At 60.7% G+C, this 17,110-nt stretch carries 12 protein-coding genes; 8 read left to right on the top strand and 4 right to left on the bottom strand.

The genetic code is table 11. The annotated features are described in order from the left end of the window. Positions 1-90: 90 nt before the first annotated feature. Positions 91-1,740, bottom strand: coding sequence for an ABC transporter substrate-binding protein (locus tag N7E70_RS21560; protein ID WP_263007574.1), 1,650 nt, complete (start codon positions 1,738-1,740; stop codon positions 91-93). Positions 1,741-1,798: 58 nt separating this feature from the next. Continuing rightward, positions 1,799-2,587 (bottom strand): HalD/BesD family halogenase, encoded by a 789-nt coding sequence (locus N7E70_RS21555; protein WP_263007573.1) that lies wholly within the window; start codon positions 2,585-2,587, stop codon positions 1,799-1,801. A gap of 102 nt (positions 2,588-2,689) precedes the next feature. On the opposite strand from N7E70_RS21555, the gene N7E70_RS21550 reads away from it, so the two are divergent. The 8 genes from N7E70_RS21550 (at position 2,690) to N7E70_RS21515 (ending at position 12,429) form a co-directional block, all read left to right on the top strand. Then, the gene (locus tag N7E70_RS21550; protein ID WP_263007572.1) at positions 2,690-3,607 is read left to right on the top strand and encodes a LysR substrate-binding domain-containing protein; all 918 of its coding nucleotides are present in this window, start codon (positions 2,690-2,692) and stop codon (positions 3,605-3,607) included. A 127-nt stretch (positions 3,608-3,734) separates the two neighbouring features. Then, positions 3,735-4,850 (top strand): SEL1-like repeat protein, encoded by a 1,116-nt coding sequence (locus N7E70_RS21545; protein ID WP_269441413.1) that lies wholly within the window; start codon positions 3,735-3,737, stop codon positions 4,848-4,850. 244 nt (positions 4,851-5,094) lie between these two features. Beyond that, a complete protein-coding gene (locus N7E70_RS21540; protein WP_263007569.1) occupies positions 5,095-5,553 on the top strand; it encodes a hypothetical protein in 459 nt (152 codons plus the stop codon). 162 nt (positions 5,554-5,715) lie between these two features. After that, on the top strand, positions 5,716-7,509 hold the full coding sequence (locus tag N7E70_RS21535; protein ID WP_263007568.1) for an ATP-dependent nuclease: 1,794 nt from the start codon (positions 5,716-5,718) through the stop codon (positions 7,507-7,509). Then, positions 7,502-9,274 carry an ATP-dependent helicase gene (locus N7E70_RS21530; protein WP_263007567.1) on the top strand — a complete coding sequence of 591 codons (1,773 nt, stop codon included), beginning with the start codon at positions 7,502-7,504 and terminating at the stop codon, positions 9,272-9,274. The genes N7E70_RS21535 and N7E70_RS21530 overlap by 8 nt, the downstream gene beginning before the upstream one ends. A 342-nt stretch (positions 9,275-9,616) precedes the next feature. Continuing rightward, on the top strand, positions 9,617-10,426 hold the full coding sequence (locus N7E70_RS21525; RefSeq protein ID WP_263007566.1) for an HNH endonuclease: 810 nt from the start codon (positions 9,617-9,619) through the stop codon (positions 10,424-10,426). Continuing rightward, positions 10,427-10,672, top strand: coding sequence for an ABC-three component system middle component 6 (locus N7E70_RS21520; protein ID WP_263007565.1), 246 nt, complete (start codon positions 10,427-10,429; stop codon positions 10,670-10,672). Beyond that, on the top strand, positions 10,669-12,429 hold the full coding sequence (locus tag N7E70_RS21515; RefSeq protein ID WP_263007564.1) for a DUF2326 domain-containing protein: 1,761 nt from the start codon (positions 10,669-10,671) through the stop codon (positions 12,427-12,429). The genes N7E70_RS21520 and N7E70_RS21515 overlap by 4 nt, the downstream gene beginning before the upstream one ends. A gap of 210 nt (positions 12,430-12,639) precedes the next feature. On the opposite strand, the gene N7E70_RS21510 is transcribed toward N7E70_RS21515, so the two are convergent. Continuing rightward, positions 12,640-13,788: an efflux RND transporter periplasmic adaptor subunit gene (locus tag N7E70_RS21510; protein ID WP_263007563.1), complete on the bottom strand. Its 1,149-nt coding sequence runs from the start codon at positions 13,786-13,788 to the stop codon at positions 12,640-12,642. Between the two features lie 14 nt (positions 13,789-13,802). Further along, positions 13,803-16,943, bottom strand: coding sequence for an efflux RND transporter permease subunit (locus tag N7E70_RS21505; protein WP_263007562.1), 3,141 nt, complete (start codon positions 16,941-16,943; stop codon positions 13,803-13,805). Between the last annotated feature and the right edge of the window lie 167 nt (positions 16,944-17,110).

Genomic DNA, 17,110 nt, shown 5'->3' with positions numbered 1-17,110 from the left:
CCCGGCGTGCCGACGCGGCCTGTTTGACCACGCAAGGACTGCACCACGCCCCCTCCCGGGCTGCCCGGCAATGCGCGCCGGAGCAGGCAGCTATGCGTCGAGCCAGACCTTTTCCAGGAACAGGCAGAATGTCGGGTGCATGGCCATGCCTTTCACCTGCGCCGCCGTGTGGTGGTAGAGCTTGCGCCAGAACGGCTGGATGATGATGCCTGAAGACTGGAGGATCGCTTCGATCTCCGCCATCAGGACGCGGCGCTTGTCCGGATCGGGAATTGCCAGTGCTTCGGCGAGCCTGTCGTCGAATGTCTTGTCGGCGAAAGCCGTCTCGTTCCATGTTCCATCCGACTTGTAGGCCAGGCTCAACACCTGAACCGCCAGCGGCCGCATCGCCCAGTTGGTCAGGGAGTAGGGGTATTTTGTCCAGTCGTTCCAGAAGGTCGACCCGGGCAGGACGGTCCGGTTCACCTTGAAGCCGGCCTCGCGAAGCTGCGCGGCTATCGCATCGCCGGTGTTCTTTTCCCACTCTTCGTCGACGGTGATGAGCTCGTGCTCGAAATCGAGATGGCCGGCCTCCGCCATCAGCGCCTTCGCCTTTGCGACGTCCCGACCGATCGCCGGCAGCTTGGCATATTCCGGATGGATCGGGCAGACATGGTGGTTCTCCGCCGGCGTGCCGAGGTCGCCATAGCCGAGTTTGAGCACTGCCGCGTTGTCGACCGCAAGCTGGAGCGCGTTGCGCACACGCCTGTCGTCATAAGGCTTGGTCGACAGATTGGTGCGGGCAACGATCGTGCCGGCGGTGACGACCTCGGATCTGACCAGCTGCAGTTGATCCAGGATCGCGACGTAGTCTCCCGACGTCTCGTAGTTGGCATGCACTTCGCCCGCCTCGAAGGCACTGGCCGTGGCTGCCGGATCCGTGCCGTAGTCGATGAACTCGACGCCGTCGAGCAATGCCTCGCCGCCCCACCAACTGCCGTTGGCGCGCCGCCGCAACACGGCGCGCTCGCCGACAGCGTAGGAGACGAGCTCGAAAGCGCCGGTGCCGATGGGGTTTGCGGTGAGGTCGCCGCCGGATTCGTCGAATGTGCGATGAACCAGAAGCGCGGAATACTCGGCCAGCCCCGCCACGATGGAGATGTCCGGCCTGGCCAGCACAAGCCGGACCGTGTGGTCGTCCACCTTCACGATCGATCCGGCCCGCGCCTTGCGGGTGGCAGGGTCGATCAGCGACGCCATGTGCGTGGCCATCGAGTTGCCTTCGACACTGCCGTCGCACCAGCGGCCGAGATTGAAGATCACGTCATCCGCATCGAAAGCGTCGCCATTGTTCCAGGTCACGCCTTTGCGGACATGAAGCACATATTCGGTTGCGTCGTCATTGGCCTCCCAGCCATCGAGCAGCACGGGCTCGAAGGTGAAGTCGTGCGTGTAGCGCACCAGTGGTTCGATGACCTGCCGGGCGACATTCGACATTTCGGACCAGTCGAAAAGCCGTGGATCCTTCAGCGGCTTGACGAACATCGCGACCTTCAGCGTTCCGCCCTTCTTCGGCGCAGGCTGCCCGGCGCGTGCCGGCTCGGGCAGGCCGAGCATCGCGTAGGCAACCGCCGTGGAGGCACCGACAGCGCTTGCGATGGCGAGGAATTCCCGCCGGTCATACAGCCCCGAGCGGACCGCCACGGCGAGCCTGTCGATCGAAGCCGGCACCGGCGTGCCGTTGCGTTTGAAAAATGTCATGCTCGTCTCCCCGGATTCACCTGGCTATGCAATGGCAGTGGACGCCGCAGGCGGCCCGTCAGGCAGCCCGCCCGTAGAAGCCGAGCCGCTCTTCGGCACTGAAAACGACGCCTGGCCGCTCGTAATAGGAGAAGACGGCGACCATCCGCTCGCGGCTGCCGGCGACGGGCGTGACCCGGTGCGCGGTGTTCTTGCCCCTGAAGACATTCAGTGTTCCCGGCTTGAGGCGCTTTGCCTGCACCTGCGGATCGTTGCCCTCGAGCAGCCGCGAGACGCCATCGTAGTTGGGATTGTCGTCGGATCGCAGGTCGGTGCGATACTCGAACACGCCGCCCTGGTCCGGAGCCTGAAGCAGCAGGGTGGTGGTGAATTCGGACCTGTCGAAATGCCAGTTGAGTGCCTCGCCGCTGCGGTAGGCCATCACATTGGTCCGCGCCAGCGGGTCTGCCATCATATGAAGATCCGGCTTGCCCATCGTCGCAGCGAGGAACCGTGCCAGTGGCGCATATTCGTAGATCGACAACAGGATGCTGTCCGTTATCTGGTCCGCGCAGATCGTGTGGCCGATCGTCTCGACTTTCCGCAGCGCCGGATGCTCGGCCGGAAGCTCGGGGATCTCAGGCCTGAAGTAGATGTTGTGAACACGCCGATGCTCATGCGAGCGGCTGTCCATGACCGGCTTGATTTCGGCGGTCGCGCGCTCGGCGACACCGGGCAGCAGAAAGCCCTCGAGGTCGTACATGCCGTCGGCCGCAAGGGCTGCCCGCGATCGTTCGACAAGTGCCGTCCAATCGGCACTTCCCTCGCGATCGAGCGGGAAACGGTCGAAATCGATGATGTTTTTCACGTGCTGTCCTCCTGGGTTGCGGTCTCATGTGGCGGCAAAAAAACCTTTCGCTCAACGTGGAAAATTGTTATTTGCCCGAAAGAAAAACTTCTGGAGGCTGTGATGGAAAGGCTTCCGCCGCTCAATGCGCTCAAGGCATTCGAGGTCGCCGCACGCACCGGCAACTTCACGCTGGCGGCGCGTGAACTGGGGGTCTCGTCTGCTGCGGTCAGCCAGCAGGTGCGCAATCTTGAAGCCTATTTCGGCAAGCAACTGTTTTTGCGCATAGGCAATCGCATCACGCTCACCGATGCCGGCCATGCCATCTATCCGCAGACGGCACGCGCCCTGGGAGACATCGCCACGGTGACGTCCCGCATCCTTGAAGGCGAAGTGCGCACGCGGCTGGTGGTCAGCGTTCCTTTCTCCCTGGCCGAGCACTGGCTGACGCCCCGTCTCGGCATGCTGCTTGCGGAGCAGCCGCGCATGGCGATCGACATTCGTGTCGAGGACGACCCGATCGACATGGCGCGCCATGGCACGGATGTGCGCATCAGCTATGGCGACTATCACTATCCCGAACTGGTCAGGGTGAGCCTGCTGCACGACGACGTCCTGCCGGTCTGTTCACCGGAGTTCCGGCGCCGTCTTGATATCGACACCGGCGATATCGCCGAAGTGCACGACAGCGTCTTCATCCACACCAATTGGGGACCCAATTACGCTTCCCATCCGACCTGGTCGGAGTGGTTTGCGGCACAGGCAAGCGCGCGGCGCCCCGACCCGTCGCGGGGACGGCGTGTCGGCCTGTCCAGCCTCGCCATCTCGGCGGCGCGTCTTGGCCTGGGCATCGCGCTCGGCCAGCGCGTTCTTGCCCGCGACGACATCGAGGCCGGACGCCTCATTGCGCTGTCTTCCGCATCGATCAGGCTCGGGCAGCCCTATTGCGCCTTCGTACCGCACGCCAAAAGACAACGCAGCGATGTCGTCGGCCTGATCGAGCTGTTGAAAGCGGATACCCCGGACACGCCGTCAGGGTGATGAACTTTCCGAGATGTCAGGTGGCGCGGCCGCAACGTGCGGAATGACCTCGGAGTGTCGCCGATCTGTACTCCCACAAGCTGGTGTGGATAGAATATCCATGGATTGCCCGGGGGGAGCGGTTGTCATGAAGCGGATCGGAGCGTCTCGAACGATATTTGTTCTATTTGTCGTACTTTCCGCCTCGGGCCTGGCCTACTTTGCTTTCGCGACGAGCTATCTTGAGCACCGCAACGCGCACGCAGCTTACGCCCGCAAGGATTATGATGCTGCCTTCAGTCAGTGGAAACTGCTGGCGGAGACAGGCGATGCAGACGCCCAGTTCAATCTTGGAATTCTCTATTCGCAAGGCCAGGGCGCTGCCCGGGATCTTGTGCAAACCACGCATTGGTGGCGCAAGGCCGCGGCAGCTGGGCACCTGGAGGCGACCTATACGCTCGGCGCTGCATATCTGCTCGGAACCGGCGGCGAGAGAGACAACAAGTTGGCTGCAGAATGGCTGCGCAAGGCCGCCGAGCGGGGACATGCCGAGGCTCAGGGCCAACTCGGCAACCTCTATGTCAAGGGATTGGGACTTCCCAGGAATGACCGGCTGGCGGTCGAATGGTGGCGCAAGGCCGCGCTTCAGGGAAATGCCCAGGCGCAGTTCCATCTCGGCCGCGCCTATGCCGATGGACAAGGCACGCTCAAGGACGACGCCGAAGCCTTCGAATGGATAAGCAAGGCCGCGGATCAGGCCTATCCTGATGCCGAGCACAGCCTGGCGGTGATCTATTCGCTCGGCAGCGGCGTCACCGCAGACCATGCCAAGGCCCTAGCCTGGCTGCACAAGGCGGCCGAGCATGGGCAGGCCTTGGCCCAGCTGAAGCTGGGCTTCGTCTATCTGAATGGTAACGGGGTGCCGCAAAGCAGCAGTTCCGCGGTGTCATGGTGGGGCAAGGCGGCAGAGCAGGGCGACACTGACGCGCAGCAGCGTCTGGGCATCGCCTACGCAAACGGCGACGGCGTAGCCAAGGACATCGACGCTGCCTTGATGTGGTGGCGCAAGGCAGCGGATCAGGGCCATGCTGTCGCCCAGTACAATCTCGGTACGGTTTTTTACAACGGCATCGATGTGGCAAGGGACTACGAAGAGGCGGCGCGCTGGTTCAGCAAGGCTGCGGCTCAAGGTGATGCGGACGCCCAGGCACGTTTGAATTCGATGAGGGAGCGGGAGCTGATCCGCTCGCAGGACACGCTGTAGTTTTTGTTATGTGGTTTCCATCCGGGCCAGTCCGGCGGCTTTGGGGCCGTAAGCGGAACGTCCGCAATTAGGTGCTGTTTCGATTAGACCAGACGTTCGGAGGCGCATACCTCATCATCCCCAAGCCGAGGTGGAAACGGTCCATTCGCTTGACTGAGCACACGAAGTGCCCAAATGGGGAGGATGCAAACAAGGCATCGACGCCAGGTTTCGGTCCTACCATGACTGTGGCAGAATTCTTTCTATGGACACCGAGGAAATCAAAGCTCGTCTGGAAAAGGCCGTCACATGGTTCTTGGACGACCAAAAGCAGCTACTCGAACTGGACGTGAACGAGCGCGCACTCGGGGCGACGCTCGCGCATCTTTTCGTGCGCGAGCTCTTTCCCGACCAAAAGGTCGATGCGGAGTATAACCGCGTCGGCCTTGATGGCAGGCCGAAGCGGCTCAACCTGCCTATCGAATGCGGTGGCGAAAATACGCCCGTTTACCCTGATATTGTCGTACATCATCGCGGCGACAACGACGAGAACATCCTGGTCGTCGAGATTAAGAAGACAACCAACAGGCAATCGCGGCGTTGCGATCTTCTCAAGCTCGAAGCCTACCGCGAGCAGTTGCGCTACCACATTGGTGCCTTTGTAGAACTGCCGGCAGGCGACGACGTCGGGCGCGTCGATTTCCACATCGAATGGGTTGCCTAGCCACAAGTCGAGGCTAGGCTTCGGTAAGCCGCCCGCAGCAAAGGCTGATCCGCGACTACGATTGCCAAAGCAAGCGGCCAACTATTTTGTGTAACCCTTGGCGTGCACTCTTTTCGTTGAATTTCAGTCTTCCCTCCGACATGGTTGCATGTGAGGGGAACCATGCAGCTTTCACGGATCATCATCCGCAATTTTCGCAATTTCAAATCTCTCGACGTCAAGCTCTCGGGGGACGTCGTCATCGTCGGCGAAAACCGTGTCGGCAAAAGCAATCTGATCCACGCCCTGCGCCTGATTTTCGATCCTACGATGCCGGATTCTGCCCGTGAGTTGCAGCTTGCGGACTTCTGGGACGGACTGGACGGCCCCAGTGTTGACGACACCATCATGGTGTGCGTCGACATTCGGGATTTTGCGGGCGACCTGAATGTGCTCGCAATGCTCACCGAATTCCGTCTTGATGACGACCCCGACACCGTGCGCCTGAATTACGTGTGTCGCGCCAAAGTGGACCTCGCCGGAGACCCGACGAGCGACGATGACCTGGAGTTCGTGTGCTACGGCGGAGAGCACGAGAACAAGCGTTTTGGTCATGCTCTCCGGCGCCGCATTATCATGGATTTGATGCCTGCTCTCCGTGATGCGGAAGGCGATCTTGCAAACTGGCGCCGCTCGCCATTGCGGCCTTTAATCGAGGACGCATTCAGCGGCATCGATCATGAAGACCTTTCCGATGTCACCGATGCGATCGAGGAGGCGACCGACAAACTTACGGAGTTCAAGGAAGTCAAAGATCTTCAGACTGGGATAAGAGACCTGTTCAGATCGATGAGCGGGGTGCGGCAGGACATTATGCCAACCCTCGGCTTGGCACCCCTTGATACAAACCGCCTTTATCGCAGCATCCGTCTCCTCATCGATGACGGAATGCGTGGGATAGGCGAGGCCAGTCTTGGCTCGGCCAATATCGTGTTCCTCACGCTCAAAGCGCTCGAAATCAGGAAGTTGATCGGCGAAAACAAGCGCGATCACACGCTGCTTGCGATCGAAGAGCCGGAAGCTCACCTCCATCCGCACCTGCAGCGCTCCGTCTACCGCCATCTGTTCGAGAGCGCGGACGAAGACGCCAACAGGAAACTCTCGGTCTTGCTGACGACCCACTCACCCAATATCGCGAGTGTCGCGCCCCTTCGGTCCATCCTGCTCTTAAAGGATACAAAGGACCACGGAACGATTGGCCGCTCTACGGCGACCCTTGCGCTGAGCGATGCGGAATTTGATGATCTGGAACGCTATCTCGACGTCACACGTGCCGAGATACTGTTTGCGCGCGGTGTGATCCTCGTCGAAGGCGACGCGGAACGGTTTCTGTTCCCCGAGTTCGCCCAGGAGTCCAAGCTGTCGCTCGACGAGCTGGGGATTAGCGTGTGTTCCGTCTCCGGCACGAACTTCACGCCGTATGTCAAACTGCTTACCGCATTGCAGATACCGTTCGCCGTAGTGACCGACTGGGATCCAATGCCCAAAGGACCAGCGCTGGGTTACAACCGCACGCTAAATCTGGTCCGCACCATCGAGACAGTGCGCACCGGAAAGCCGCCGATAGCTTTGATGAAAGAGCTGCAGGCGATTGAAAAAATGGGCGCGTTTTGTGATCGCTGTGAAGCCTACGGCATTTTCTCGAACCACCACACGCTCGAAATAGACCTGTTCGAGGACGATTTTGCCGAGCCCATTCTCGAGGTACTCGAGGACACCCCATTCAGCAATGAGAAGAAGGCGGTCATTGCTGGATGGAAGGCGGACTATGACACGTTGGACAAGGCAAAGTACCTTTCTCTTATCGAAGACATCGGCAAAGGGCGCTTTGCCCAGCGCCTCGCCGCGAAGATTGAGGGAATTTCTCCGCCTGGATACATCAAAGGGGCGCTGAAGCACGTGGCGGACCGTGTTTGATAGTAAACTGTACCTGCGCGCTGCCGAGGAGCTCCGAGAAAACAAGGGGCAGTGGGATGCCTACAATTCAACGGGTAACTGCGTAGTTCTCGCTGGGCCGGGCAGTGGCAAAACCAAGACGCTCACCATCAAACTTGCACGAATGCTTGCCGAAGATGTGGAGGAGCCTCGCGGGCTCGCCTGCATCACGTACAACAACGAATGCGCACGCGAGCTCGAAACCCGGCTCGATGTGCTTGGCGTGCAGCAGGACCGGCGCGTTTTCATAGGCACGGTTCACTCGTTTTCGCTCACCCAGATCGTCCTACCGTACGCCAAGGGCGCAAATCTCGGGCTACCCGACGACTTCGCGATCGCAAACCAGCAACAGCAAGAACAGGTCCTCGGAAAGGCTTTTTCAAAGGTCTATGGCGGCGGCAATCCCGCGCCGTTCAAGTTTGACATGAACACCTACCGCCGCTCCATCCTGAACCGCGAGTCAAAGGACTGGTATGGGATCAACGAGAAGTTGGCCAAGCTCGCCGAAGCGTATGAGGCGGGGCTTCGAGATCGCGGGCTGATCGATTTTGAAGACATGCCCTTGCTGGCGGTACGTGCACTGCGAGATCACGAGTGGATTCAACGCGCGCTCTTGGCGAAGTTTCCGATCCTCGCGGTCGATGAGTATCAGGATTTAGGGCGTGCTCTGCATCGCATGGTGCTCGGCCTTTGCTTCACTACCGGGATGCGCTTGTTCGCGGTCGGCGATGTCGATCAATCCATTTACGGATTCAACGGAGCGTATCCAGAGCTCTTGGAGCAACTCAGCAAGCGGCCGGACGTCGAGACTATTCCCCTGCAAATGAACTATCGATGCGGCTCAAAAATCGTCGCAGCATCGGAGTTTGCGCTGGGAGCGGGCCGCGGGTATCAGGCACGGCAGGGAGCGCCCGAGGGGCAGGTGTATTTCCACCCCCTTCAAGGAGCGCATGCGGCCCGAGCCGATCACTTTTTTGCATCGATCTTCCCGCAGATACAGGCTCGAAACCCAAGCCTTCGCCTAGGCGATATTGCATTTCTCTATCCGACCGCAAAAATCGGCAATGCGGTGGCAGACGCTGCACGAGCGCGCGGACTTGGCATCATCAGGACGGATACAAATGCCATATACCCCCGCAGCAGTCGCGTTATGCGATGGCTGGAACAGTGCGCTCTCTGGTGCGCAGGTGGCTGGCAGAAAGGCACGCCCAGATTTTCATTGATGTCTGCCGAGGGCTTGCGTCTCTTCAGCGAGGCAATCGTCGGAAGCGAGCGTGAAGCGGAGTTCCAGCAGGGGCTGGTATCTATGCTCTGGTCACGTCGCAATCCAGATATGAAGCTGCACCAGTGGCTCACTGGATGCCGCCAAGAATTCCTGAACGACCTTTTTGACAGATGTCGCATGCTCAAGGACGAGCAAGCGATCCTGGATTCATTCTCGGCCCGCGTTTCCGACGACGGCGATACGTCAGAAATGACGTTGGGACTTTTCGCTGGCGTCGGAGAAGGCACCAGCCGGCTTGTCCTTTCCACGTTGCATAGCGCCAAGGGCCGGGAGTTCTCGATTGTCGTGTTGTTCGGAATGGACGCAGGCGAGATGCCGCGTTTCAACCAAACGCAAAAGCAATTGCTTGAAGCACGCCGGCTATTCTACGTCGGTTTGACCCGCGCAAAAAGCGAGGTCCACATGGTATATTCGGGAGCGGCGCCTTCCAGCTTCGTCCGGGAGATTCAGGACAGGCTGTAGGCCGCGCAGGAAGCCTGTAGAAACGCGCAACCCGCACTCGATGCCAAATCGGCAGTCGCAGCATGTATTCCAACCACACGAAACTACTCCGATTTGAGCGGTGATCTTTCATCTTTCACGCACGCTGCCTCTCACGCTCACCCTTCACATCCTCAACGTACAAGCTTTTTTGCCGCTCTGATCAGTGGGCTTTGCCGTCCTCTGGGCGCAAGGTGCACAGCGCGCACAAGCTACGGGCATGGCCCGCGCGCCTGCAAGCGTTGGCATCAGATTCCTGAATATGAAAATACTCACCGCCGCTATTTTCTGAAGCGGCCGTAGAGCGATGTGTTACAAATTCTGATGCCTTCCGATGTGAGTCCAGATGAACTGTTCAAAAAGAGTCCCGCGCCGCCGACGCGGAACTATTCGAAGACAACCCTGAAAGTGTTGTTCGGAATGTCGGGCAATCAATGCGCGCATCCAGATTGCCACGAGCCGATTATCAGCTCAGCCACTGAGTATTCCGATGCGAAGGTGATCGGACAGATTGCGCACATCTACGCCCACAGCGATACGGGGCCGCGTTCCAAGCCCGGTCTGACGTCAGCGGAAAGGGATGCACCATCGAATCTGATACTGCTTTGTCCGACGCATCACGTTAAGGTCGACACCCAGTACGAGACCTATCCGGCAACGCTGCTGATCGGCTGGAAAGAGCGGCACGAAACGAAATTCAGCCGCAAGCTGACGCGAGCGATCACCGATGTTGGCTTTGCGGAACTGGAGATCGCGGCGAAGGCGCTGCTGGCGGTAGGCGCTCCCGCCACGGCATCCTCGCTCAAGCAAATTCCACCGAAGGACAAAATTGCCAAGAACGGACTCGGGCCGAGCATCGAGTTCCTCCTCACGATGGGCGCTGCCAAGTCGGAGGAGTGCGAGGAGGTCATTCGCAAAGCGGCCCAGCTCGATCCGGGCTTCCCCGACCGGCTTCGCAACGGCTTCATCCAGCGCTATGAGCAGCTCAAGAATGATGGCTACACCGGAGACGAGATTTTCCTTCTACTGAATGATTGGGCGGGAGCGGGGGAGAAGCTGGAGAGTGCGCGCGGCGCTGCAGGGCTTTGCATGCTCACCCACCTGTTCATCATCTGCGACCTTTTCGAGAAATAGATGTCGGCCCTCCCCACAAAATATGTGCCGATCGAATTCTCGGTGTTGGGCGTGGCGGCGACGATCATTGCCGAAATGCGCAGCAACGACACCGTCTCCAGCCTTTGGGATCGTCTCGCCGACAATCCGCAGGTGAGAACGTTCGACCGTTTCGCGGCAGCGCTGACGCTGCTGTTCGCAGGCTCCGTCATCTCGCTTGAAGGCGGCATCCTTCGGCGCACGCCAATTCTCGGCGGTCAGCAATGATCACGGAAGTCCGGTCGGACCTGAAGGATTTCCGGACCGCCCATTTCGAGGCGGGCATGAACATCGTGCTCGCTGAAATTGCAACGGACTCCACGGAGCACGAGAGCACCAACGGCTTGGGCAAGACAACGCTCATCCGCATAATTCACTTCTGCCTTGGCGGCAGTATCGCGCGCGACCGGGTCCTTAGTCATCCCGCACTAGCCGGCGTGTCATTCGGACTTACGTTTACACATGACGGCCGCGATGTCCGAGTTGACCGTCGCACCAACGAGAATGGCGTTCTTGTCTCAACAGCGTTCATCGAGGGTGCCGATGTCGAGGCGATTTCCACCCACGGCGATCAGTCCCTGATTTCCAGCGATGACTGGCTGAAGGTTCTGTCGCGCCTTTTCGTGAAAGACGCATACGTCGCCAAACTCGGGAAATACACTCCCAGCTTTCGAGAATTGTTTCTCTATCAGGCCCGGATTGGGAAGGAGGCCTATGTCGATCCGTTGCAGGCCTTTAGCAATCAGTCCGGCCCGCAGCGCCGCTTGGTCATCTCGTATATGCTATCTTTGAATTGGGACAAGCAACGGGACCTGCAGGAAGAGCAGCAGCAGAAAGACCGAATTTCAAAGGCGATTGCCGCGCTCGAGGAGGTCAAAGACTCCACAGACGAGCAGAGCATCGGCGACCTCGAAGCCGAGCGCGTTGTCCTCGAAAAACAGATCGAGGCAAAGAGCAAGGAGGTTGCCGGTTTCAACGTTCGCCAAGATTATGACGCCCTGGAGTCGCGGCTCAACGAGGTTGACCGCCGAATACACGACCTCGTCAATGACAATCACAGCGACACGCGGCTGCTGGAATACTACGAGCGAAGCGCGAGGGACGCGCCGGCCTCCGACCCAGACCAGCCGCTTCAAATCCTGAGCGACGCGGGCGCCATCTTCAAGGAAGAAGCGCTGCGGTCGTTGGCCGAGGTCGCGCAATTCCATGCGCAAATTTACCGAAACCGCCACGAATTTCTAAGGGCGGAGATAGCGCGGCTACGCAGGCAAATTGGCGCAAGAAGTCGCGAGATTGACGCCCTGTCGTCGGAGAAGCGAGAGCTCCTTCGCACGCTGCAATCGAGCGGCGCACTTGCTACGCTGATCGAGCTTCAGCGTGGGCTCACGGACCTAGAGGCACTCCATGACTCGCTGGTCGCTAGGATCGACGAGCGCAAGAGATTCGACACGCGCAAAGATACGTTGTCTGCGAGCATGATCGAAACGCGCGCCCTCCTTAAGCGTGATCTTGAGGATCGTCGCGCGACGACCGACGAGGTAATTGGCCTTTTCGCCGATTACACGCGCTTCCTTTACGGCAACTCCGGTCGGCTGAGCATCGACGTGAAGCAAGCCGGATACAATTTCGGAATCTCTATCGATCGGGAGGGGAGCGACGGTGTAGACCAGATGGTCGTGTTCTGTTTCGATCTGGCGATCGCTACCCTACGGGCGAGGCGCAGGGCGCCGCTCAACGTGCTTATTCATGACAGCACCATGTTCGCTGATGTCGATCCACGGCAATATGGACTAGCGCTACAGCTTGCTGCCAGCAAAGCCGAGCAAGAGGGCTTCCAATATATCTGCTGCCTCAATTCGGGTGCGCTGCCGCTCGAGCATCTCGGCTCCTTCGAGATCAAAGGTGCTATCCGTCTTCGGCTGACGGATGACGGGGACAAAGGGCGACTTCTCGGAAGAAAATTGCCGCCTCGCGAGAAAACTTAATAGACCCGTCGTTGAGCTTGTTCAAACGTGGTGGGTGACCGTCCGCGCATCTTCGAGTTCCCCCTCGACGCGATACGCCTTCGCACTATCCGATCGACCGCTTTCAGGCAGAACCTAAGTGCGCCTTCTATGTCCGGAATGAGGCGCGAAGCCGCCCATCCCTGCAGTTCCCGCGTCTCCCACGCACCCGTTAGCCAAACCGCAGCCCGCTCAACCGCCGCCGCCATCCAGCGGCTGCACCGCAGCACCCGGAAAAATCTTCTGCAGATTGCCGGAGATGATCTTGTCGCCTTCCTTGATGCCTGACGTCAGCGTCACCAGCTCGCCGTCGGTGGGGCCCAGGGCGACGACGCGTTGTTCGACGAGGTTGTCCTTGCCGACGACATAGACATATTTGCCGAACTGGCTGGAGCCGAGTGCGGTCTGCGGCACCATCAGCGCGTTGGGCAGTTCCCTGATGTGCAGGCGGATGCGGACATATTGGCCGGGCAGCAAAGACAGATCGAGGTTGTCGATGGTGGCGCGGGCGGCGATGGTGCCGGTGTTGCGCTCGACGGCATTGTCGATGAAGGTCAGCTTGCCCTGACGCGGCTTGCCGTCGCTGCCAGGGATGATGACCTCGGTGTCGACAGTGCCGTCGGCAAAGGCCTTCTGGATCTCGGCCAGCTCGGTCTCGCCAGGGTTGAAGGTGATGTAAACAGGCGAAAGCTGGACCAGATTGTTCAGCGGCGTGCCGGCGGAGCTGGTGACCAGCGTGCCTTCGGGTGCCTGGTTGCGTCCGAGGCGACCGTCGAAGGGGGCACGGATCTCGGTGTTCTTCAGATTGATCTCGGCGGTGCGCAAGGCTGCACGCGATATGGCGAGTGCGGCTTCGGCCTGTCGCACGGCACTGCGGCGCTGGTCGAAGCCGTCCTTGGCGAGATAGCCGTTGTCGGCGAGCTTGTTGCCGCGGGTGAGGCTCGACTTGAGGTATTCGAGCGATGCCTGGTCACGTTCGATCTGCGCCTTGGCCTGATCGAGTGCTGCCTGATAGTCCGAGGCCTCGATCCGGTAGAGCAGGTCGCCCGCCTTGACATCAGTGCCGTCGGATACCGGCTGTTCCTGCAGATAGCCCGACGCCTTGGCGCGCAAGGTCACGTTGCGGATGGCCTCGGTGCGCGCGGCATATTCGAGATAGATGGGGATCGTCTTCTTGACGACGCCGACCACCGGCACCGGCATGGCCTGGGGCGCCGGGGCCGAAGGGGCGGCACCGGCAGAGGTGCTGCCGACGTTCCAGCCATGCTGGGCAAGCAGGTAGCCGCCCGCCACAGCCAGAGCGAGAAGGCTGGCGTTGAGGCCGAGTTTGAAAATACGCATCGTAATACTCCTGATTATTCGGCCGGCTCGGCCGCATGGGCGGGCTGCGAGCGGCGCGCGAAACGTTCACGCCAGGTTTCGAGGACGACGTAGAAGATCGGCACGAAGGCAAGCGTCAAAACGGTGGCGATCAACATGCCGCCGAACACGGTGGTGCCGATCGACTGCCGGCTTGCCGCACCCGCACCTGAGGCCAGCATCAGCGGCACGACGCCGAGGATGAAGGCGAAGGCGGTCATCAGGATCGGGCGCAGCCTGAGGCGTGCGGCTTCGACGGCGGCTGCGACGATCTCGACACCTTCTTCGCGCCTACGCTTGGCGAACTCGACGATCAGGATCGCATTCTTGGCGGCAAGGCCGATCAGCATGACGAAGCCGATCTGCGAATAGACGTCGATCTGCAGGCCGCGCAGCCAGATCGCCAGCAATGCGCCGAGCAGGGCAAGCGGCACGGCGAGCAGCACGACGAAGGGCATCGACCAGCTTTCGTACTGCATGGCCAGAACCAGGAAGCAGAAGACGATGGCGAGGCCGAAGACTAGGTTGGCGATGGAGCCGGCGCGGATCTCCTGATAGGTGATGCCGGTCCATTCGAAGGCGAAGTCGCGCGGCAAGGCGGTTGCCGCGACGCGCTCCATGGCGGCGACCGCCTGGCTCGAGCTGTAGCCTTCGGCGGCGGCGCCATTGACCAGCGCCGAGGGATAATTGTTGTAGTGGGTGACCGTTTCCGGTCCCGAAACCGCCTTCAGCGCGCCCAGCGTGCTGAGCGGCACCATGTCGCCGGAATGGCTGCGGACATAGAGCCGGGAAATGTCGGTGGCTGAGGCGCGCGCCTGCTGTTCGGCCTGAAGCGTGACGCGGAATGTGCGGCCGAACAGGTTGAAATCGTTGACATAAAGCGAGCCGAGATAGATCTGCAGCGTCGAGAAGATGTCGGGCAGGTCGAGGCCGAGCAGCTTGGCCTTGTTGCGGTCGAGGTCGTAGGAATATTGCGGCGTCGAGGTGCTGAAGGTGGTGAACAGGGTGAACGGGTTCAACTCCGGCTGCTTGCGGGCCTCGGCAAGCAGGGCCTGCGTCGCCTCGTCGAGGGCGACCGCGCCGCGGCCGGTCAGGTCCTCGACCTGAAACTCGAAGCCGCCGGTCGCACCCAGACCCTGGATCGAGGGCGGGTCGAAGGCCAGCACCAGCGCTTCCGGAATCTGGATCAGCTTGCCCTGGGCGATGTTCTTGAGCTCGGTCGCACTTTCGCCTGGGCCGCGCTCGTCCCAGGGCTTGAGCACGGCGAACTGGACACCCGCATTGGACTGGTTGGCGAAGGTGAGGAAGGAGAAGCCGACGACGGAGCCGACGGATTCGACGCCGGGCAGGGCGCGGAGAATCTCCTCCGATTTCTTGGCCACCGCAGCCGTCCGTTCCACCGAGGCGCCGTCGGGCAATTGCAGCACGACGAAGAAATAACCCTGGTCTTCGACCGGCAGGAAGGTGGAGGGAATGCGCTGCGACAGGGCGTAGGTTGCGGCAAGCGCCAGCGCGAACAGGCCGATGAAGGCCCAGCGCCAGCGGACGAAGCTGCGGATGCTGCCGGCATAGGCGTCGGACAGCCAGCGGAAGCCTGAATTGAACCAGCGGAACAGGATGAATTTCGGCGGGCCGCGATGGCGCAGGAACACGGCACTCAAGGCCGGGCTGAGCGTCAGCGAGTTGAAGGCCGAGATGGCAAAGGAGATCGCCACCGTCAGCGCGAACTGGTTGTAGAGCTGGCCGGCGACGCCGGGAATGAAAGCGACAGGCACGAAGACGGCGAGCAGCACGCCCGTCGTTGCGATGATCGGGCCGGTGACCTCCTTCATCGCGATCTTTGCCGCCTCCAGCGGCGGATGGCCGTCTTCGAGCTGGCGTTCGACGTTCTCGACGACGACGATGGCGTCGTCGACGACCAGGCCGATGGCCAGCACCATGCCGAGCAGCGACAGCATGTTGAGCGAGAAGCCAAGCAGATACATCACCGTCAATGTGGCGATCAGCGACACCGGAATGGCGATGATCGGGATGATGGTGGCGCGCCAGCTCTGCAGGAAGATGAAGACGACGAAGACGACGAGCAGCAACGCTTCGACGAGCGTCGTGATCACGTCATCCATGGCAGCCGAGACGAAGCGCGTGGTGTCGTAGAACATGTTGTAGGACATGCCCGAGGGGAAGCGGCTCGACAGCTCGTCCATCTTGGCCTTGACGCTGCCCTGCAGGTCGAGCGCGTTGGAGCCCGGGGCCTGGAGCACCGCGAGCACGACGCTGTCCTCGCCGTCGAGGCTGAAGGACGAGGAGTAGGACAGCGCGCCGAGTTCGATGCGCGCCACGTCGCGCAGATGGATCGCGGCGTGGGTCTCGGGATCGACGCGCAGGATGATCTCGCCGAACTGCTCGGGGTTGCTCAGGCGACCGACGGCACTGACCTGCATCTCGAACGGCGTGCCCGACGGCGCCGGCGACTGGCCGATCTTGCCGGCCGCGACCTGGATGTTCTGCTCCTGGATGACGTTCTGGACATCGACGGCGGTGACGCCGAGGCTCGCCATCTTGTCCGGGTCGAGCCAGACGCGCATCGAATAACGGCGCTCGCCGAAGAACTGGACGTCGCCGACGCCGGGCAGCCTTTTGATCGGGTCGAGGATCTGCAGATAGGCGTAGTTCGACAGAGTGGTGAAATCGACCGACTTGTCAGGCGAGCTGAGATTGACCAGCACGTTGAAGTTGGGGTTCTGCTTGATGACGGTGACGCCGGTCTGGTTGACCAAAGCCGGCAGGGAGGGGGCCGCCTGCGAGACGCGGTTCTGCACATCCATGGCGGCGATGTCGACGTCATAACCGACCTGGAACGAGATGGTGATGCGCGCCGAGCCGTCGTTCGAGCTCGTCGACGACATGTAGAGCATGCCGGGCACGCCGTTGAGCTGCTGCTCCAGCGGCGTCGTCACCGTGTCGGCCACCACCTGGGCGCTGGCGCCGGGATAGTTGGCGGCAACCACGATCTGCGGTGGGGTGATGTCGGGAAACTGCGAGACCGGCAGCAGGAAGTAGGAAATGGCGCCGGCCAGCACCATGATGATGGCGATCGCCGAAGCGAAGATCGGCCGCAAAATGAAGAAGTTGACCATGATGGCTCTCTCCGAGGCGGCTCGTGATGGTCGATGGCTGCCCTGGGAGATGGCAACGAAAAACCGATGCAGCGCACGGAACCGTGCGCTGCTCCTGAACAACCCGATATTGACTTCAGACGATGGATGTTACTATCTAGTAACAGGATAAATGTTACGGATCGGTA

The sequence above is a fragment of the Aminobacter sp. NyZ550 genome (assembly GCF_025628925.2).
Taxonomy (GTDB): Bacteria; Pseudomonadota; Alphaproteobacteria; order Rhizobiales; family Rhizobiaceae; genus Aminobacter; species Aminobacter ciceronei.
Note: the sequence above shows the minus strand (reverse complement) of the source record. Positions and strands in the feature narration are given on the sequence as shown.